General features: G+C 48.6%; 19 protein-coding genes. 10 read left to right on the forward strand and 9 right to left on the reverse strand.

Annotation, left to right across the window (positions count from 1 at the left end; translation table 11 throughout):
• Positions 1–3 precede the first annotated feature (3 nt).
• From dacB to pmrB, 3 genes are read left to right on the forward strand one after another with little or no spacing between them, the layout of a single operon-like run.
• The gene (gene dacB / locus ABIC79_RS19270; protein ID WP_013573811.1) at positions 4–1,437 is read left to right on the forward strand and encodes a serine-type D-Ala-D-Ala carboxypeptidase; all 1,434 of its coding nucleotides are present in this window, start codon (positions 4–6) and stop codon (positions 1,435–1,437) included.
• Positions 1,438–1,457: 20 nt separating this feature from the next.
• A complete protein-coding gene (gene pmrA, locus ABIC79_RS19275; protein ID WP_013573810.1) occupies positions 1,458–2,120 on the forward strand; it encodes a two-component system response regulator PmrA in 663 nt (220 codons plus the stop codon).
• Complete coding sequence (gene pmrB / locus ABIC79_RS19280) at positions 2,117–3,208, forward strand: two-component system sensor histidine kinase PmrB (protein WP_112197543.1); 1,092 nt, start codon at positions 2,117–2,119, stop codon at positions 3,206–3,208. Before pmrA ends, pmrB begins: the two co-directional genes overlap by 4 nt.
• 86 nt (positions 3,209–3,294) lie before the next feature.
• Here the strand turns inward: pmrB and cgtA are convergent, their stop codons facing one another.
• From cgtA to rplU, 4 genes are all read right to left on the reverse strand, one after another.
• Positions 3,295–4,467, reverse strand: coding sequence for an Obg family GTPase CgtA (gene cgtA, locus ABIC79_RS19285; RefSeq protein WP_119261165.1), 1,173 nt, complete (start codon positions 4,465–4,467; stop codon positions 3,295–3,297).
• A gap of 33 nt (positions 4,468–4,500) precedes the next feature.
• Complete coding sequence (locus ABIC79_RS19290) at positions 4,501–5,457, reverse strand: DMT family transporter (protein ID WP_112152042.1); 957 nt, start codon at positions 5,455–5,457, stop codon at positions 4,501–4,503.
• An 85-nt stretch (positions 5,458–5,542) separates the two neighbouring features.
• Positions 5,543–5,800, reverse strand: coding sequence for a 50S ribosomal protein L27 (gene rpmA, locus ABIC79_RS19295; protein ID WP_013573805.1), 258 nt, complete (start codon positions 5,798–5,800; stop codon positions 5,543–5,545).
• An 18-nt stretch (positions 5,801–5,818) separates the two neighbouring features.
• Positions 5,819–6,130 (reverse strand): 50S ribosomal protein L21, encoded by a 312-nt coding sequence (gene rplU / locus ABIC79_RS19300; protein ID WP_013573804.1) that lies wholly within the window; start codon positions 6,128–6,130, stop codon positions 5,819–5,821.
• 259 nt (positions 6,131–6,389) lie between these two features.
• Here rplU and ispB point away from each other — a divergent pair, with 259 nt between their 5' ends.
• Complete coding sequence (gene ispB, locus ABIC79_RS19305) at positions 6,390–7,361, forward strand: octaprenyl diphosphate synthase (protein WP_119261164.1); 972 nt, start codon at positions 6,390–6,392, stop codon at positions 7,359–7,361.
• 53 nt (positions 7,362–7,414) lie between these two features.
• Here ispB and ABIC79_RS19310 read toward each other — a convergent pair whose 3' ends face one another.
• Positions 7,415–7,774 (reverse strand): DNA-binding protein, encoded by a 360-nt coding sequence (locus ABIC79_RS19310; protein WP_013573802.1) that lies wholly within the window; start codon positions 7,772–7,774, stop codon positions 7,415–7,417.
• Positions 7,775–8,433: 659 nt separating this feature from the next.
• On the opposite strand from ABIC79_RS19310, the gene ABIC79_RS19315 reads away from it, so the two are divergent.
• Entirely contained in the window at positions 8,434–8,706 is a 273-nt protein-coding gene (locus ABIC79_RS19315) for a helix-turn-helix domain-containing protein (RefSeq protein WP_013573801.1), read from the forward strand.
• Between the two features lie 43 nt (positions 8,707–8,749).
• Here ABIC79_RS19315 and mdh read toward each other — a convergent pair whose 3' ends face one another.
• Complete coding sequence (gene mdh, locus ABIC79_RS19320) at positions 8,750–9,688, reverse strand: malate dehydrogenase (RefSeq protein ID WP_037034246.1); 939 nt, start codon at positions 9,686–9,688, stop codon at positions 8,750–8,752.
• Between the two features lie 464 nt (positions 9,689–10,152).
• Between mdh and argR the strand changes: the two genes are divergently transcribed.
• From argR to yhcN (ABIC79_RS19335), 3 genes are all read left to right on the forward strand, one after another.
• Complete coding sequence (gene argR / locus ABIC79_RS19325) at positions 10,153–10,623, forward strand: transcriptional regulator ArgR (RefSeq protein ID WP_013573799.1); 471 nt, start codon at positions 10,153–10,155, stop codon at positions 10,621–10,623.
• 450 nt (positions 10,624–11,073) lie between these two features.
• Positions 11,074–11,337 (forward strand): peroxide/acid stress response protein YhcN, encoded by a 264-nt coding sequence (yhcN, locus tag ABIC79_RS19330; RefSeq protein WP_013573798.1) that lies wholly within the window; start codon positions 11,074–11,076, stop codon positions 11,335–11,337.
• Between the two features lie 201 nt (positions 11,338–11,538).
• On the forward strand, positions 11,539–11,802 hold the full coding sequence (gene yhcN / locus ABIC79_RS19335; RefSeq protein WP_014411566.1) for a peroxide/acid stress response protein YhcN: 264 nt from the start codon (positions 11,539–11,541) through the stop codon (positions 11,800–11,802).
• Between the two features lie 298 nt (positions 11,803–12,100).
• On the opposite strand, the gene mpl is transcribed toward yhcN (ABIC79_RS19335), so the two are convergent.
• Complete coding sequence (mpl, locus tag ABIC79_RS19340; RefSeq protein WP_112152041.1) at positions 12,101–13,486, reverse strand: UDP-N-acetylmuramate:L-alanyl-gamma-D-glutamyl-meso-diaminopimelate ligase; 1,386 nt, start codon at positions 13,484–13,486, stop codon at positions 12,101–12,103.
• Between the two features lie 167 nt (positions 13,487–13,653).
• Here mpl and fbp point away from each other — a divergent pair, with 167 nt between their 5' ends.
• Positions 13,654–14,658: a class 1 fructose-bisphosphatase gene (gene fbp / locus ABIC79_RS19345; RefSeq protein WP_013573794.1), complete on the forward strand. Its 1,005-nt coding sequence runs from the start codon at positions 13,654–13,656 to the stop codon at positions 14,656–14,658.
• A 123-nt stretch (positions 14,659–14,781) separates the two neighbouring features.
• Here the strand turns inward: fbp and ABIC79_RS19350 are convergent, their stop codons facing one another.
• The gene (locus ABIC79_RS19350; RefSeq protein ID WP_013573793.1) at positions 14,782–16,353 is read right to left on the reverse strand and encodes a methyl-accepting chemotaxis protein; all 1,572 of its coding nucleotides are present in this window, start codon (positions 16,351–16,353) and stop codon (positions 14,782–14,784) included.
• A gap of 316 nt (positions 16,354–16,669) precedes the next feature.
• Here ABIC79_RS19350 and ppa point away from each other — a divergent pair, with 316 nt between their 5' ends.
• Positions 16,670–17,200, forward strand: a complete 531-nt coding sequence (gene ppa, locus ABIC79_RS19355) for an inorganic diphosphatase (protein WP_013573791.1) — start codon at positions 16,670–16,672, stop codon at positions 17,198–17,200.
• 101 nt (positions 17,201–17,301) lie between these two features.
• On the opposite strand, the gene ABIC79_RS19360 is transcribed toward ppa, so the two are convergent.
• Positions 17,302–17,655: a gamma-glutamylcyclotransferase family protein gene (locus ABIC79_RS19360; protein WP_013573790.1), complete on the reverse strand. Its 354-nt coding sequence runs from the start codon at positions 17,653–17,655 to the stop codon at positions 17,302–17,304.

Below are 17,655 nucleotides of genomic sequence, written 5' to 3' on the forward strand. Positions count from 1 at the left end.
ATAATGCGTTTTTTACGAATTGTCAGTGGATTAGCATGCGCGTTTGTTCTGAATACAAATGCGGCTCAGATCGAAAATTACACAGAATATCTGCCTGATGGCACGAATCTGGCGGTGCTGGTACAGAAAATTGGCGCCCCTGCGCCTGTGATCGATTATCACGGTACCCAGATGGCGCTGCCTGCCAGTACTATGAAGATTCTGACGGCGCTGGCTGCGCTGTTGCAGTTGGGGCCTGATTTCCGTTTCACCACTACACTCGAAACATCGGGTTCTGTTTCTGACGGAGTTCTCAAGGGAGATCTGGTCGCTCGGTTTTCTGGTGACCCGACCCTGAAACGCCAGAATATTCGGAATATGGTCGCTGTTTTGAAAAAACAGGGCGTCAAAGAAATCACTGGCGATGTGGTCATTAACACTTCCGTGTTTGCAAGTCATGACAAAGCTCCCGGATGGCCATGGAACGATATCACCCAATGCTTCAGCGCTCCCCCAGCCGCCGCAATTGTCGACAGAAACTGTTTCTCGGTATCTCTCTATAGCGCGCCTAAACCTGACGAGAACGCGTTTATTCGCGTAGCCTCTTATTATCCAGTGCATATGTTCAGTGAAGTCCGCACGCTGGCAAAAGGCTCTCCGGATGCGCAGTATTGCGAACTGGATGTCGTCCCGGGTGAATTCAACCGATATACACTCACTGGTTGTCTGACTCAACGCAGCGAGCCTCTGCCACTGGCTTTTGCTATTCAGGATGGTGCCAGTTATGCCGGTGCGATTCTTAAAGATGAGCTGTTGCAGGCAGATATCCAGATTGACGGCACCCTGAAACGTCAAACCCAGCCGACACCAGCAGGTACGGTTCTGGCACAAACGCAATCAGTGCCCCTGCATGATTTGCTGCATCAGATGCTTAAGAAATCAGACAACATGATCGCTGATACGGTCTTCCGTACGATTGGTCATCAGCGTTTTGGTGTGCCGGGAACATGGCGGGCGGGCTCAGACGCGGTTCGTCAGATTTTGCGTCAGAAAGCAGGCGTGGATTTGGGTAACTCGATTCAGGTTGATGGTTCCGGGCTTTCACGCCATGATTTATTGTCACCGGCCACAATGATGCAGGTGCTGCAATATATCGCCCAGCACGACAAAGAATTAGATTTTATTTCGATGTTGCCTTTAGCTGGCCATGACGGAACCTTACAGTACCGCGGTGGTCTGCATGAAGCGGGTGTCGACGGCAAAGTATCGGCAAAAACCGGTTCACTGTCTGGCGTATATAATCTGGCAGGTTTCATCACCACAGCCAGCGGACAGCGTATGGCCTTTGTGCAGTTCCTTTCAGGCTATGCTGTTCCCCCTGAAGATCAACGTACACGGCGTGCACCGCTGGTGCGCTTTGAAAGCCGTCTCTACAGGGATATCTACCAAAATAATTAACCACGGAGAAGTGCCAGACGATGAAACTGCTGATAGTTGAAGATGATGAACTTTTACGGCAGGGATTAACGCTGGCACTTACCAGTGAAAATTATGCCTGCGACTGCGCGTCAACCGCGGCCGAGGCGCAGAGTCTGATCCAAACCAGTCAGTACAGTCTGGTGATCCTGGACTTAGGATTGCCAGACAAAGATGGCGCAACGCTGCTGCGCCAGTGGCGACGTCAAAGTATTTCCCTGCCCGTGTTGATTCTTACTGCCCGCGATGCCCTTGAAGACCGCGTCGATGGCCTTGATGCCGGTGCCGATGACTATCTGATTAAACCCTTTGCCCTAGTCGAATTACAGGCCCGTGTCCGCGCCCTGATCCGCCGTTATCAGGGGCAGAGTGACAACCAGATTTCCGTCGGCAACCTGAAAATCAATCTCTCCTCTCAGCAGGCTTATCTCAATGATGCGCCGGTAGAGGTCACGCCCAAAGAGTTCGCGATTTTGTCACGACTGATGATGCGTGCCGGGCAGACTGTAAACCGCGAGTTGCTCCAGCAAGATCTCTATACCTGGCAGGATGATTTAGGCTCCAATACGCTTGAGGTACATGTTCATAATCTGCGCCGCAAATTGGGTAAAGAAGTCATCAGAACTGTACGTGGTATCGGCTACAGGCTGGAAATAATCGTATGACCAGTATGCGCCGCCGCCTTCTGGTTATGCTGGCTCTGATCCTGTTCGTGACTCAGCTCATCAGTATTTTCTGGCTCTGGCACGAGAGCCAGGAACAAATTAACCTGCTGGTCAATGACACCCTGTCAGCCAAAGTCCGTAACGCACACGTTGAGAAAGAAATTGCAGAAGCCATTGCTTCACTGATTGCCCCTTCCTTACTCATGATGAGTATTACTCTGGTACTGTCCTTTTGGGCCATCAGCTGGATTATCCGGCCTCTTAACCAGTTACAAAAACGACTGGAGACCCGTTCAGCCGATAACCTCTCTCCCCTGCCACTCAACAGCGAAACCAGGGAGATTGTGGCCGTGACGAATGCATTGAACCAGCTTTTCTCTCGTCTCTCCAGCACCATTCAGCAGGAACGATTGTTCACTGCGGATGCGGCTCATGAGTTGCGCACTCCACTGGCAGGCGTCCGGTTGCATCTGGAAATAATGCACAAAAAAGGCGTAGAAGGCAGCGATACTCTGATAAGCCGCATCGACCAGTTAATGCATACCATAGAGCAGTTACTTATGCTTGCCCGCGCCGGACAGAATTTTGCCAAAGGCGAATATCAGCAGGTTGACCTGATCAGTAACGTCGTTGAGCCGCTCAGAGAAGAGCTGTGTGAAATGCTCAGTGAACGCGGTCAAAACTTGAAAATACACCTGCCGCCTCGTGCTGAAATTCAGGGGGATGCTGTGCTGCTACGTTTAATGGTACGCAATCTGGTCGAAAATGCTTACCGCTACGGGCCTGAAAATAGCGACATCGGCATCACAATTGCACCGCAAGACAACGGATTCCTGATAAAGATAGACGATGCCGGTCCGGGTATTGATGAAACGAAGGCCAGTGAACTGACACAGGCTTTTAAGCGCGTCGACCAACGTTATGGAGGCAGCGGCCTGGGCTTAAATATTGTGGTGCGGATTGCGCACCTGCATGGCGGTACGCTGATATTGCGAAATCGCCCCGGCAACACTGGCCTCAGCGCACAATGCTGGCTACCGGATGTTGCATTACAAAGCTCGCTGACACTTTCACCAGACACCCGTTAATACGCGCTCCGATTAACACGCGATCAAAAAGAAAAAGGCTGCCAATGGCAGCCTTTCTTTCAGCGATGAAACGCTAATACACGGGATTAACGTTCGTAAATGATTTCTACGCCTTCGTCGTCATCTTCATCCCAGTCATCATCCCAGTCGTCGTCGGCTTCAGATTCCACTTCAGCCAGTTGTTCACGGTGATAATCATCCCACATGAACTCAACTTTCTCGGGTGCCGCTTCTTCAATCGCCATGTGCTTAGGATTTTCGTTGATGAACTTCATCACGTCCCAACACAATGCATTCACACCTTCGCGGTTTGCAGCGGAAATAAGGTAATAGTTACCTTCCCAACCTAATGCATCAGCAATCGCCTTAGCACGCGCTTCAGCTTCTTCTTTCTCGATCAGATCAACTTTATTGAACACTAACCAGCGCGGCTTTTCAGCCAGCTTGGCGTTGTATTGCTTCAGTTCATTGATGATGACTTTGGCATTTTCGATCGGATCAGATTCATCGATCGGCGCAATGTCGATCAGGTGCAACAGAACGCGGCAACGCTCAAGGTGCTTCAGGAAGCGGATACCCAGACCAGCGCCTTCAGAAGCCCCTTCGATCAGACCGGGGATGTCTGCAACCACGAAGCTTTGTTCGTGATCCATACGTACAACACCGAGGCTTGGCACCAGTGTGGTAAACGGATAATCAGCCACTTTCGGCTTCGCTGCAGAGACGGAGCGGATAAACGTCGATTTACCTGCGTTTGGCAGACCCAGCATGCCTACATCGGCAAGCAGCATCAGTTCGAGTGCGATATCACGCTCTTCACCTTTGGTGCCCATGGTTTTCTGACGCGGTGAACGGTTCACGGAAGATTTAAAACGGGTGTTACCGAGTCCGTGGAAACCGCCTTTAGCGACCATATTAACCTGACCATTTTTGGTCATATCGGCCAGGACTTCGCCAGTGCTTTGGTCAAGAACTCGCGTTCCCACAGGCACTTTAATGGTGATGTCCTTACCGCGTTTACCAGTACAGTCGCTGCTCTGACCGTTAGTACCGCGCTCAGCACGATAAGATTTCACAAAGCGGAAATCGATCAGCGTATTGAGGTTCTCATCAGCAACGAGGTACACATCACCGCCATCACCACCGTCGCCACCGTCAGGGCCGCCACGTGGAATGTATTTTTCGCGGCGGAAGCTGACGCACCCGTTACCGCCATCACCGGCCACAACCAGAATCGTGGCTTCATCAACAAACTTCATTTGTTCTGTCTCCGTAAATCATTCGCCGGGCAGCTAAAGTTTAGCTACCAGGTTTTGCTCTGTCCGACGTGGCCACCATCGATGGCCAATTGCGGAAAACATTGCACCCGCCACCACCACAAATGCTCCCAGATAACCAATAAAATTAAGTACTGGTGCAGCAAAAAAGTCAGGCCAGGCAAGTGCCAATAAATCTGAAAATAGCAGGGTAAACAGCGGCGTGAGTGTCACTAATGCACTTACCTGAGCTGCCTGCCATCTCGCCATCGCTTCCGCTAAGGCGCCATATCCTACCAAGGTATTCGCGCCGCAAAACAACAGGCAGGCAAACTGCCAGCCGCTGAGCTGTGAAAGCACCGCAGGGCTGGCCAGCGGGAGCAATGCGATAGAACATAAAGTGTACAGCAAAAAAAGGATTTGCGGTGAAGCCAGTTGACGCAGTAAAACCTTTTGCGCCACACCGTATATCACCCAAACTGTTGCTGCCCCGACGCCAAAAATCACACCCAAAGTGTAATCCGTCAGACGGGTGAAAATCTCAATCAGACTGGTATTGAAAAACAATATCAGCCCAAAAATTAACATACTGGCGCCAATAACCTGCGTAACGCGCATCCTTTCTTTTAGGATGATTACGCTGGCCACCATCATACCGACCGGAGAAAGCTGTCCGATAACCTGAGAAGCCGTCGGGCTAAGAAATTGCAAAGAAGAACTAAAAAGAACAAAGTTTCCCAGTAATCCACAAGTTGCAATCAGCACTAAAACCAGCCAACGCGGTCGCCTGAAAATCGCTCTCGGAGGCAGCCTTCGCCTCATGGCCAAAATGCAACCCAGCACAACGGCCGCCATCGAAAACCGATACCAAACCACAGTAAAGGGATCCATCACCACCAGAACCTGCTTCATGGCGATAGGCAAAGAGCCCCAGCTCATGGCAGTAATCAGCGCCAACAGAATCCCGACAGGTGCCTGTGATTTCGTATCCATATCCCGCCAGAATGGGCTAACCAGAATGTAAAAAGCCCCGCAACGAATTGCGGGGCTTACATCTATTTACTAAGACGCGAAAAACTTATTCAGCTTCGATGCTGATGTACTTACGGTTTTTCGGGCCTTTAACTTCGAACTTGACTTTACCGTCAGCCAAAGCAAACAGAGTGTGGTCCTTGCCGCAACCCACGTTGATACCAGCGTGGAATTTGGTGCCGCGCTGACGAACGATGATGCTGCCTGCCAGTACTGCTTCGCCGCCAAAGCGTTTTACGCCCAGACGTTTAGCTTCTGAATCGCGACCGTTACGTGTGGAGCCGCCAGCCTTTTTGTGTGCCATTGTTCCGCTCTCCTAATCTTAAGCGCTGATGCCGGTGATTTTAACGTCAGTGAACCACTGACGGTGGCCCTGCTGCTTACGATAGTGTTTACGACGACGAAACTTAACGATTTTGACCTTTTCGCCACGACCGTGAGCAACGACTTCAGCTTTGATTACACCGCCAGCCACTAAAGGCAGACCGATGTTGATTTCTTCACCGTTTGCAATCATCAGAACCTGATCGAACTCGATAGCTTCGCCAGTTGCAACGTCCAGCTTCTCCAGACGGATAGTCTGTCCTTCGCTGACACGGTGTTGTTTACCACCACTTTGGAAAACCGCGTACATATAAAACTCCGCTTTCCGCGCACTCAACTTTGTATAGTCCAGAGGGCGCTATAAATATTCACAATAGGGCGCGAATTCTACGCAAAAAATCAGCATAAGACAAGTGTACAATGACGACAAAAGAAGAAAAAAAGCGCAGTTCTTCCGATATCATTTATCTACACTGTTTTTCAAGTACAATCCCCTTTACAGTTAGCGCCATGTGCCAATGTGAGCCAGACCTCATTGCGGTGAAGAGAACAACAGCTGAAAAAACACAATGAACCTAGAACAGATTATTGATCTTACCCAGGACGACATGGCTGCAGTCAATGCATCCATCCTTGAACAGTTGAATTCAGAGGTTTCTCTCATCAATCAACTGGGATATTACATCATCAGTGGCGGCGGCAAACGTATCCGCCCGATGATAGCAGTACTGGCAGCCAAAGCACTATCCTACCGGGGCGATAAACACATCAAAGTCGCTGCTCTGATTGAGTTTATTCATACCGCCACACTGTTACATGACGATGTGGTTGACGAATCAGATATGCGTCGGGGAAAGGCCACTGCGAACGCCGCATTTGGCAACGCCGCCAGCGTATTGGTCGGCGATTTTATCTACACCCGCGCATTTCAAATGATGACAGATCTTGAATCGCTTCCTGTTCTGGCTCTGATGGCAAAAGCGGTGAATGTGATTGCAGAAGGCGAAGTGCAGCAACTGATTAATTGCAATGATCCTGACATCACAGAAGCCAGTTACATGCAGGTGATTTACAGCAAAACTGCGCGTCTTTTTGAAGCCGCGTCGCAAGCCTCTGCCATGCTGGCGGGCGGAAACAATGAGCAGATTACAGCTTTGCAAGATTATGGTCGTTATCTGGGCACCGCTTTCCAGCTGATTGATGATTTGCTCGATTACGATGCTGATGGCGAAACGCTGGGCAAAAACACTGGCGATGACCTTGATGAAGGAAAACCGACGTTGCCCCTTCTGCATGCGATGCAGCACGGTGATGCCGAACAATCCGCTATGATCCGCAAAGCTATCGAAGAGGGTAACGGGCGCCATTTATTGGAACCCGTGCTGGCAGCAATGCATCAGTGGGGCTCTCTGGCTTACACCCGCCAGCGTGCTGAAGAAGAAGCTGATAAAGCCATCCAGGCGCTTCAGGTGCTCCCGGAGTCCGAATATCGCTCTGCGCTTGAAGGCCTCGCGCATATGTCTGTAAAACGCGATTTCTGATATTTGCCTGTCGTACCTGCCAGAATAAAGCAGGCGCGACAGGCATTATTGCGCTAGTTTTTTTCAGGCTCACGTAATCTGTTGAGCAACTCAGATATCCCTTCCCTCACAATGAATGAGATCATCGTTTCACGTTCAGGTTCTCTCAGTTGCTTATAACTTTCGATCCAGATCGCCAGTGGGTCCTGATGTGACGTATACACATATTCAGCAGAACGCTCATTCATCGATAAACTGGCGGCGGCATTACCGGGCAAGCTGTCGATGTGATATTCCACTGCACGTCCCTGAACGCCCAGCCTGCGGCGTTTAATCCAGCACAATCTGCGAGCCATCCCATGCACACCTTGGGTTGACGTCGGCAGTCCTTCTTTTCCGGTCAGTTCCTTTGCTGCAAACCACTCTTTTTTCATAACATTCCTTGTTTCTTATTAAGTAAGTAAGAAAGATCGTTGTTATACATCCATGAGGGTAATGCTGATATTTTCTGGTAATGAGCGTTTATATAAAAGGTGGTATTAACATAAGTCATTTAGAAAAACACCTATTTGACAGAAAGAAGATATTCAATTTTTTGGAGTGAGTCTATAGATGTATGTAAATGCTTCCATGAATTATGTTTATCAACAGCCGGGTGAACTGATTAAATTTTTTTTCGGAAAGCAGTTTAAATAAAATCTTAAACTAAAATAAGAGGAAAATTAAAAAAAGCAAATTACAACAAGTAGATAGCCATCTAAAAAAGCAAGAAAAACCGCCTTAAATCATAATTTAAATAACTAAAATTCAATTGGTTAATTAACCCTATCAATGTATTTTTTCAAAAAAACACATGCCAGTTACGTTTTCACTTTAAAAAAATACAATAATAAAATTATAAACTGACACAAATCACAAAAAGCAAAAGGAATTTACTTGTTTGTCTAAATCAAAATAAGAATGTATTTTCTAAATAAGTAAAATAATGGATTTTAGGAAACATTGATATGGTTTATATGAGTAGTATGAGCAATTTTTAAAAGTATGTTTAATAGCGTATTTATTGAAAATCATTTTTCAGAAGGAAGAGATCATGATGACAAGGAATGAAGACTGGCACCAGGCTGATATTATTGCAGCACTGAGAAAGAAGGGCACCACACTCGCAGCAGTATCACGATCAGCAGGCCTGAGCTCTTCGACACTTTCAAATGCATTATCACGGCCATGGCCAAAAGGAGAATTGCTTATCGCAGGCGCTTTGGGTATCCATCCCTCACTGATCTGGCCTAGCCGGTATTTTGATCCCAAAACGTTGCAAATCATTGAACGCCGTTGCCGCCCGACCAATGAAACACCGCGTTAAGAAAAACAAAAGCCGCCCGTTAACCGGCGGCTTTGTTCAATGTTCACTTATTAATAAACTGCTCACCAAGCTCGATATCTTTGCGAAGAATATCCAGCATCGAATCCAGCGATTGCTGCTCAAAAGCACTGAGCTGACCGATATCGATAAGCTCTGCAATGCCATGTTTACCTAGCAGAACCGGTTGTGCGAAAAATCGCGCATAATCGCCTTTACCTTCAACATAGGCACATTCCACAACATTCTCTTCACCCTGCATCGCCCGCATCAATGAAAGCCCGAAGCGTGCTGCAGCCTGCCCCATTGAAAGCGTGGCAGAACCGCCACCGGCTTTGGCCTCTACCACTTCCGTTCCGGCATTCTGAATGCGCTGAGTCAGTGCAACAATTTCGCTTTCAGTGAAAGAGACACCTGGGATCTGAGACAATAAAGGCAGAATCGTCACACCAGAGTGCCCGCCGATAACTGGCACTTCGATATCTTCAGGTTGCTTACCCTTCAGCTCAGCGACAAAAGTATTGGAGCGGATTGCGTCCAGAGTCGTTACGCCAAACAGTTTATTTTTGTCGTAGACGCCCGCATTTTTCAATACTTCAGCCGCAATCGCGACCGTGGTATTTACCGGGTTAGTGATAATACCAATGCAGGCTTTCGGGCAGGTACTGGCAACTTGCTGGATCAGATTCCGCACGATCCCGGCATTCACATTAAACAGGTCTGAACGATCCATGCCGGGTTTACGTGCCACCCCCGCAGAAATCAGGACGATGTCAGCCCCTTCCAGAGCCGGTTTAGCATCTTCACCACAGAAACCTTTAATTTTGACCGCGGTAGGGATATGGCTGAGATCGACGGCGACACCCGGAGTGACCGGTGCGATATCATATAATGAGAGTTCGGAACCGGAAGGTAGCTGGGTCTTGAGCAGAAGCGCGAGGGCCTGACCGATACCACCCGCAGCACCTAGAACTGCAACTTTCATCCTATACTCCTTTTTTATCATTAACTTATAAGTGTCGTGTAATTAATTGGTGTGACCTTAATCACTTACGCTGTTAAAAACAATCGCTCACCTGCAGAGAATCTGAGGTTGGTCGTTTAGAAAGTAAAAAAACATCTCTAAGATGACCTTTTTCCGCTTTTAGTGACTTTTTATCGGAAAGCTTCATCATTAAAAATAGCACCACAAAATAGGCCAGGTTAATAAATGGTTAAATTCGGTCCAATGTGAGAGCTGAATCGAGATCATCACATTAAATCCCTTGTGCAACACAGTTCATCCGCAATGCACAATTTTGGCATATTCATTAAATTGAGCTTAAAACAGCGGCACTTACATTCCTTGTTCCAAGCTTAATTCATGATTTTTGCAATTAACCTCTGTTGCATAAAAATTCAATTATCTGCATAATCAGCCCCACTATGATTCAGAGACCAGGGTGCAAAATGCGTAATCCTGCTAAACAGGAAGATTTGATCAAAGCCTTCAAGGCACTGTTGAAGGAAGAGAAATTCAGCTCTCAGGGCGAAATCGTTGTCGCACTTCAGGATGATGGTTTCGAAAATATCAATCAGTCAAAAGTCTCACGGATGCTGACAAAATTTGGTGCTGTCAGAACTCGTAATGCGAAGATGGAAATGGTGTACTGCCTGCCCGCTGAAATTGGCGTGCCGACAACCACCAGTCCTCTGAAGAATCTTGTGCTGGATATCGACCATAACGATGCCGTTGTGGTGATCCGAACCAGCCCGGGAGCCGCACAACTGATCGCGCGTTTACTCGATTCCCTGGGTAAATCCGAAGGGATCCTCGGAACAATTGCCGGTGATGATACGATCTTCACGACACCGGCCCGCGGATTTAGCGTCAAACAGTTGCACGATGCGATCCTCAGTTTGTTCGAGCAGGAGCTCTAGGGCTGCAACATTTTGCACCTCCTGTCGCTTTCATTCTGTGCCTGAGGTCAGAAGATTACCTTCTCTGACCTCATTCAATGCTATTCCCTTCCTTTATTGCTGCCTTCCGTTTCTCAAAAAAACCGCAAACGCACCGCCTTTCTGTTAAATCTCGCTACAACCTACGAAATTCCGTCACACAAATATTTCCAGGGTATGATTCACCGCAAGAATAAGCACAAATAGTCAAATTCACTCACTCCATTGATTTTACTAAAAATTAACACGAAACGAACGTTTTTCATCCACTTTTTATGCCTTTTTGTTATTAAAAACAAAGATAGTTGACATATAACAACCCAAATAACTATTAGCGAGCTATTAATTTATGGCGTGACTAGATGTATACTCATTTCCGTGGTGTGAAGCACCAGTTGTTGGAAACATAATAAAATCGACGAGGTCAAAATCATGAAAGTTAAAACTACCATCGCAACATTAAGCATTCTCTCTGCATTGTCATTTGGCGTTTTTGCAGCACAACCTGTTACACAAGAACAAGCCGCAACAATGCAGCCTACAGGGATGATCAGCGTCAGCGGCGTAGCCGGTGCACCATCAGATATCCGTCAGGCACTGTCAGATAAAGCCGATGCCAAAGGTGCTAAAGCATTCCGTGTTATCGAAGTTCGTGAAGAAGGTAACTACCACGCGACCGCAGAAATTTACCAATAATTTCGGGTAAACGAAGCGAAGGGGCCTGAATGACTCAGGCCCGCGCTATGCGCACTAAGAAGGATTTGTCACTGCACCATCTACGTTCCCGCACGCTTTATGCGCTCCAGAACACGATATTACAGTCCTGATAAATCCAAATCTCAATCGACGTTGCTCTCTGATGAAAAGCACCAACGTCTGTGAATTCAGGAAACCATCATGAAAATTATTACCACTATTGCCGCACTTAGCCTGTTGTCTGTTGTTTCTTTTGGTGCCTCTGCCGCACAGCTTGTGACAAACCAGCAGGCAGAAAATCTGCAACCGATGGGCATGGTCAGCGTTAGCGGCGTCAACGGCGTGCCAATGGATATCCGCCAGCAGCTGTCTGATAAAGCTGAGAGCAAGGGCGCAAAATCTTTCCGTGTGATCGAAGCCCATAACGACGGTGCTTATCACGCGACAGCAGAAATCTATCAATAACATTCCTGAGTAAGTCACTGATATAAAACCGCTGTTTGATTATTTCATAAATTAGCGTTACCGGGTTTCAACAGCCACAGACCAGCGAAAATAAGCGCTGTTGAGGCTGGGAAGAGCGTTGACACTGCCACTGCCCGACTCTCTTGCTAACGATACCCTCGTCGTCCTGTCCGACGACACCCTTTGGCCCTCAAAATTTCGGGGGCTTTTTTTTGCCTGAGAAAACCTTAACACGGCGGATCACAGGCATAAAAAAAGCACAGCAACTGCTGTGCTTATTCACTATAAAAATATGATTTTACTGATCTTGTGACGCTTTCGCTTTTGCAGCCAGGGCCGTAAGCAGTTTTCCATGTATACCACCAAAACCGCCATTGCTCATCACCAGAATATGATCGCCAGGCTGCGAGGCCTTAACGACCATATCGACCAGTGAATCGACGTCTGCACTCCAGTGAGCAGGCTGAATACAGTGTTCAGCCACTTCGGCCACCTGCCAGGGAATATGCTGCGGCTGTAAAAGGAAAACTTCATCAGCACGTCCCAGGGAAGGTGCCAGTTCATTTTTACTCATGCCCATTTTCATGGTGTTTGAACGGGGTTCCAGCACGGCCAGAATACGTGCAGTTCCGCCGACTTTGCTGCGCAATGCAGAAAGCGTTGCCAGAATAGCCGTCGGATGGTGAGCAAAATCGTCGTACACGCTGACATCATTTTCTACGCCGCGCAATTCGAGACGGCGACGGGCATTAATGAAATCGCCCAATGCCTTACAGGCATCTTCCGGCTTCACGCCCACATGGCGTGCCGCAGCAATCGCCATCAGGCCGTTATGCATGTTGTGCTCGCCAACCAGATTCCACTTCACCTGCCCGACCGCTTCGCCGTGCAAATAAACCTCGAAAGTACTGGAATCTGGCGTCAGTTTCTTAGCATCCCACACACAATTTTCGGCATCACCGACAAATTCCTGCTCACTCCAGCACCCCATCGCCATCACTTGTTTCAGCGGTGTGTCGTGCTCCGGCAGAATGATTTTTCCCTTGCCCGGCACCAGACGCACCAGATGGTGGAATTGTTTCTGAATCGCTTTCAGATCATCAAAGATGTCAGCGTGATCGAATTCGAGATTGTTGAGGATCAGCGTACGCGGGCTGTAATGAACAAACTTGGAACGCTTATCGAAGAACGCACAGTCGTATTCATCAGCTTCCAGCACGATAAACGGGCTGTTGCCCAGACGCGCAGATACCTCGAAATTGCCCGGCACGCCACCAATGACGTAGCCCGGTTCATAACCGCAGGCTTCGAGGATCCACGTTACCATGCCGGCAGTGGTGGTTTTACCGTGCGTCCCCGCAACGGCAATAACCCAGCGCTCTGGCAGAACATGATCATGTAACCATTGCGGACCTGAGACATAAGGGATCCCAAGCTCCAGCACCGCTTCGACACAAGGATTACCGCGCGTCATCGCGTTGCCGATGATCACCAGATCCGGCTGAGGATCTAACTGGGCAGGATCGTACCCCTGGATCAGGTCGATCCCCTGATTTTCCAGCAGCGTACTCATCGGTGGATAAACGTTGTCGTCCGAACCGGTTACCTGATGCCCCTGTGCACGAGCCAGCATCGCCAGCCCGCCCATAAACGTGCCGCAAATCCCAAGAATATGAATGCGCATATATTTTCCATTAATGCCTTTAAGTCAGCCGCTATTCTACCGCTCAGAATCCTCCAGAAGAAATGGATTTGCCTATGATTCGTCCATATATTTGGGCTAAACTGCTCACGCTCTTGTGAAATTTTTATTAACGTACCGTTATCTATCCTCGATTCAGGGAAAGTGTCATGAAAACGTTAGGCGAATTTATTGTTGAGAAGCAGCAAGATTTTCCACATGCAACTGGTGAACTGACAGCGTTACTTTCAGCAATTAAACTCGGCGCTAAAATCATTCACCGTGATATCAACAAAGCGGGTCTGGTCGACATTCTGGGTACCAGTGGTGCAGAGAATGTGCAGGGTGAAGTGCAGATGAAACTTGATCTGTACGCAAATGAAAAATTAAAAGCCGCGATGAAGGCGCGTGGTGAGATTGCCGGTATCGCGTCAGAAGAAGAAGATGAGATTGTCATTTTCGAAGGTGAACGCGCTGAAAATGCAAAATACGTCATTTTGATGGATCCGCTGGATGGTTCTTCAAACATCGACGTTAACGTTTCTGTCGGGACAATTTTCTCGATTTACCGCCGTACGACTCCGCTGGGTCAGCCGGTGACGGAAGCTGACTTCCTGCAACCGGGAAACCGCCAGGTCGCCGCAGGTTATGTGGTATATGGTTCTTCCACCATGTTGGTTTACACCACCGGCGCAGGCGTTCATGCCTTTACCTACGATCCTTCACTTGGTGTTTTCTGCCTCTCTCACGAAAAAGTCTGTTTCCCTAAAAAGGGCAACATGTACTCGATCAACGAAGGCAACTACATTAAATTCCCGCTTGGCGTTAAAAAATACATCAAGTATTGCCAGGAACAGGATGAAGCGACGCAACGCCCTTACACCTCACGCTACATCGGCTCGCTGGTGGCAGATTTCCACCGCAACCTGCTGAAAGGTGGCATTTATATTTATCCAAGCACCGCCAGCCATCCGAACGGAAAACTGCGTCTGCTGTATGAATGCAACCCGATGGCTTTCCTGGCCGAGCAGGCTGGCGGTAAAGCCAGTGACGGTAAAAACCGTATCCTGGATATCATCCCGCAGAAACTGCATGAACGTGCACCATTCTTTGTGGGCAACAGTTCAATGGTGGAAGACGCGGAGCGCTTCATTGCCCAGTTCCCTGATGAATAACTGAAATACGCATCAAAAAATCATCAAAGAATGAATGTGATACCTGTGTAGCTTTGCATTGACCCAAACATAAAAAGGTGGCTTAAAAGCCACCTTTTTTATTGTTTACCGCTCAGGATTTTTTCAGAAATGATCGGCTCGATTGAGTTTAAACACCGCCATGCTTTTTGCCAGTAACTGCGCCTGCTCTTCCAGTGAACGTGTGGCCGCTGTCGCCTGTTCCACCAGTGCGGCGTTTTGCTGCGCTACCTGATCCATCTGCGTAATCGCCACGTTCACCTGTTCGATGCCGTGCGTTTGTTCGGTCGTCGCGATGGAAATCTCACGCATCAGGCTGGTCACTCGAGTCACTTCGCTGGAGATTTCCAGCATGGTGTTTGCGGCAGATCTCACCATATCCGAACCTTCAGAAACCCGGCTTTCAGAATCCACAATCAGCTCTTTAATCTCTTTAGCCGATTGCGCACTGCGTTGCGCCAGGCTTCGCACTTCACCCGCCACCACCGCAAAACCACGACCCTGCTCGCCGGCACGTGCGGCTTCGACTGCCGCATTCAGCGCCAGAATATTGGTCTGGAAGGCAATGCCGTCGATGACCGTAATAATGTCGCCGATACGTTTTGAGCTATCGGTGATGCCCTGCATTTTATCCATTACCTGATGGACGACTTCGCTGCCTTTGTTGGCAATGACTGACACGCTTTGCGCCAGTTGATTGGCCTGGTCAGAGTTCGCGGCATTCATGCGCACGGTTGAGGTCAGTTGCTCCATGCTCGCGGCAGTTTCTTCCAGCGATGCAGCGGATTCTTCGGTGCGCTGCGCCAGATGGACGTTACCGGCAGCCAGTTCGCGGGAACCGACATCGATCTGATTCCCGGCATCGCGTACGCGTCCGACAGAAAGCGCCAGCGAATCCTGCATTTGCTTCATCGCTTTCAGTAAACGCCCCATTTCGTTATTACGGGAATCATCAATTTCATGGGTCAGATCGCCTTGGGCGATGTATTCCAGTTGCGCAATGGAGAATGTCAGCGGATGCATGATGATCTTCTGCAAGGCGAACCATGCCAGCACCGCGATAATCAGCGCAATGATGAAGCTGGTGGCAATCACCGTCAGTTGGATACGTGCATTGGCGCGGGCCTGTTCAATGCGGTTGTTGGTATTATCTACGGCATAGGCACGGAAATCCGCCAGCGCTTTATCATAAGCATTGCTGTAAGGCGTGATTTTGTTTTCCAGCACATCGTAATAACCGTCTGCACTTTGCGCCTGAATTGCTGCCAGCAGCGGCACTAAGCCGTTAGCTTTATAGGCATCGTAGGTTTTCTTTACTGCGTCGGATAAATCTCTGCCCTGCTGAGTGTCATCCTGGATGCTGATAAATTTCGCCAGATCGGTATCGGCTTGTTTGATATAACCGCTAATGCGGTCCGCTGTATTTTTCGCATCATCCATCATGCCAATTTCCAGCTGACGTACCGCCACGCCGCTGGCGACACGCGTGCGCAACGAGAAACTGTAGCTGTCGGCCAGTGAACCAAGTTCATCGCCCTGAAGCTGGTTAATTTTTTGCAGTGATGTCGCACTTTGCCGGATGGCATTCGCCCCCAGTACGCTCACCAGCAAGAGAATTAACGTCATAAATACCAGCAGGCCAATCAGACCGGCTTTTACGCTCAACTTATTCAACATACGGTGTTATCCAGCCATTCAGGTGAAAAGGAGATACTTCAGATGGGTAGGGATCAGGTTAATCCTGATTTTTTGTTTGAATATTGTTATCGGCAATCGCTCGAATATCTTGATAAGAAAAGCAAAAACAGGCAGTTACGCGGAAAAGTATCGGATCAGTAAATTTTACTGCCAATACGGAAGATTTAGCCGAGGTTCAACAGCAGGTCATGCCGGAAAATGCGCGCAGACGATTCGACGAAAAGGGCGGGAAATCGCGGGAGAGTTGGCTATAATGTGCGGCACTCTATTCCTGGTTCAATGAAGGAAACCAACAATGAGCTTACTGAATGTCCCGGCGGGCAAAGAACTGCCAGAAGATATCTACGTAGTGATCGAAATTCCTGCAAACGCAGATCCAATCAAGTACGAAGTGGATAAAGATACCGGCGCGCTGTTTGTAGACCGCTTCATGTCTACTGCGATGTTCTATCCGTGCAACTACGGTTACATCAACCACACGCTGTCTCTGGATGGCGACCCGGTTGACGTTCTGGTTCCAACTCCGTACCCGCTGCAACCAGGTTCTGTGATCCGCTGCCGCCCTGTCGGTATGCTGAAAATGACCGACGAAGCCGGTGAAGATGCGAAACTGGTTGCCGTTCCGCACACCAAACTGAGCAAAGAATACGATCACATCAAAGATGTGAACGACCTGCCAGAACTGCTGCGCGGCCAGATCACCCACTTCTTCGAGCAATACAAAGCGCTGGAAAAAGGCAAATGGGTAAAAGTTGACGGTTGGGCTGATGCTGCTGCTGCAAAAGCTGAAATCGTGACCTCTTTCGAACGTGCTAAAAACAAATAAGTTTTCTGCCGTTTGAACAAAAAAACACCGCCAGATGGCGGTGTTTTTTTATGTATTAAGCGTTGTCAGACAACGATTATTTTCCGACGACCTTGCTCAGATTACTCACTTACTGCTTCGTTACGCTTAACCCAGTCACCACCCTCAATTCTCGGCACACCATCCAGTGAACGAATGTAGAGGTAAATCCAGGCGCTGCCATAAGGTGTCGAAATCAGCTCACGACGATAATCTTTCGTATTACTTTTCAGCTCATCTAACTCAGCCATGATGGACGAGTTAATGCGGTAAACTTCGCAATAGACTTTGCCTTCCCCTGGTATAACAGCAGGATAGTGACCCAGATTATACAGGGCGTAACCTTCCAGCTCATGATCACCCAACCATTGAGCATTCGTCATCCAATGACTGTTGCCTTGCTTGCGTCGTAAGCTACCGTAAACAATTATTCGCAT

The sequence above is a fragment of the Rahnella sp. 2050 genome (genome assembly GCF_040544515.1).
Taxonomy (GTDB): Bacteria; Pseudomonadota; Gammaproteobacteria; order Enterobacterales; family Enterobacteriaceae; genus Rahnella; species Rahnella aceris.

Coding starts and splice junctions, on each gene's coding strand:
- ppa (WP_013573791.1), top strand. CDS start 16,670: ATGAGCTTACTGAATGTCCCGGCGGGCAAAGAACTGCCAGAAGATATC.
- pmrB (WP_112197543.1), top strand. CDS start 2,117: ATGACCAGTATGCGCCGCCGCCTTCTGGTTATGCTGGCTCTGATCCTG.
- rpmA (WP_013573805.1), bottom strand. CDS start 5,800: ATGGCACACAAAAAGGCTGGCGGCTCCACACGTAACGGTCGCGATTCA.
- ABIC79_RS19290 (WP_112152042.1), bottom strand. CDS start 5,457: ATGGATACGAAATCACAGGCACCTGTCGGGATTCTGTTGGCGCTGATT.
- cgtA (WP_119261165.1), bottom strand. CDS start 4,467: ATGAAGTTTGTTGATGAAGCCACGATTCTGGTTGTGGCCGGTGATGGC.
- mdh (WP_037034246.1), bottom strand. CDS start 9,688: ATGAAAGTTGCAGTTCTAGGTGCTGCGGGTGGTATCGGTCAGGCCCTC.
- ABIC79_RS19360 (WP_013573790.1), bottom strand. CDS start 17,655: ATGCGAATAATTGTTTACGGTAGCTTACGACGCAAGCAAGGCAACAGT.
- ispB (WP_119261164.1), top strand. CDS start 6,390: ATGAACCTAGAACAGATTATTGATCTTACCCAGGACGACATGGCTGCA.
- ABIC79_RS19350 (WP_013573793.1), bottom strand. CDS start 16,353: ATGTTGAATAAGTTGAGCGTAAAAGCCGGTCTGATTGGCCTGCTGGTA.
- argR (WP_013573799.1), top strand. CDS start 10,153: ATGCGTAATCCTGCTAAACAGGAAGATTTGATCAAAGCCTTCAAGGCA.
- dacB (WP_013573811.1), top strand. CDS start 4: ATGCGTTTTTTACGAATTGTCAGTGGATTAGCATGCGCGTTTGTTCTG.
- fbp (WP_013573794.1), top strand. CDS start 13,654: ATGAAAACGTTAGGCGAATTTATTGTTGAGAAGCAGCAAGATTTTCCA.
- mpl (WP_112152041.1), bottom strand. CDS start 13,486: ATGCGCATTCATATTCTTGGGATTTGCGGCACGTTTATGGGCGGGCTG.
- ABIC79_RS19315 (WP_013573801.1), top strand. CDS start 8,434: ATGATGACAAGGAATGAAGACTGGCACCAGGCTGATATTATTGCAGCA.
- yhcN (WP_014411566.1), top strand. CDS start 11,539: ATGAAAATTATTACCACTATTGCCGCACTTAGCCTGTTGTCTGTTGTT.
- ABIC79_RS19310 (WP_013573802.1), bottom strand. CDS start 7,774: ATGAAAAAAGAGTGGTTTGCAGCAAAGGAACTGACCGGAAAAGAAGGA.
- rplU (WP_013573804.1), bottom strand. CDS start 6,130: ATGTACGCGGTTTTCCAAAGTGGTGGTAAACAACACCGTGTCAGCGAA.
- yhcN (WP_013573798.1), top strand. CDS start 11,074: ATGAAAGTTAAAACTACCATCGCAACATTAAGCATTCTCTCTGCATTG.
- pmrA (WP_013573810.1), top strand. CDS start 1,458: ATGAAACTGCTGATAGTTGAAGATGATGAACTTTTACGGCAGGGATTA.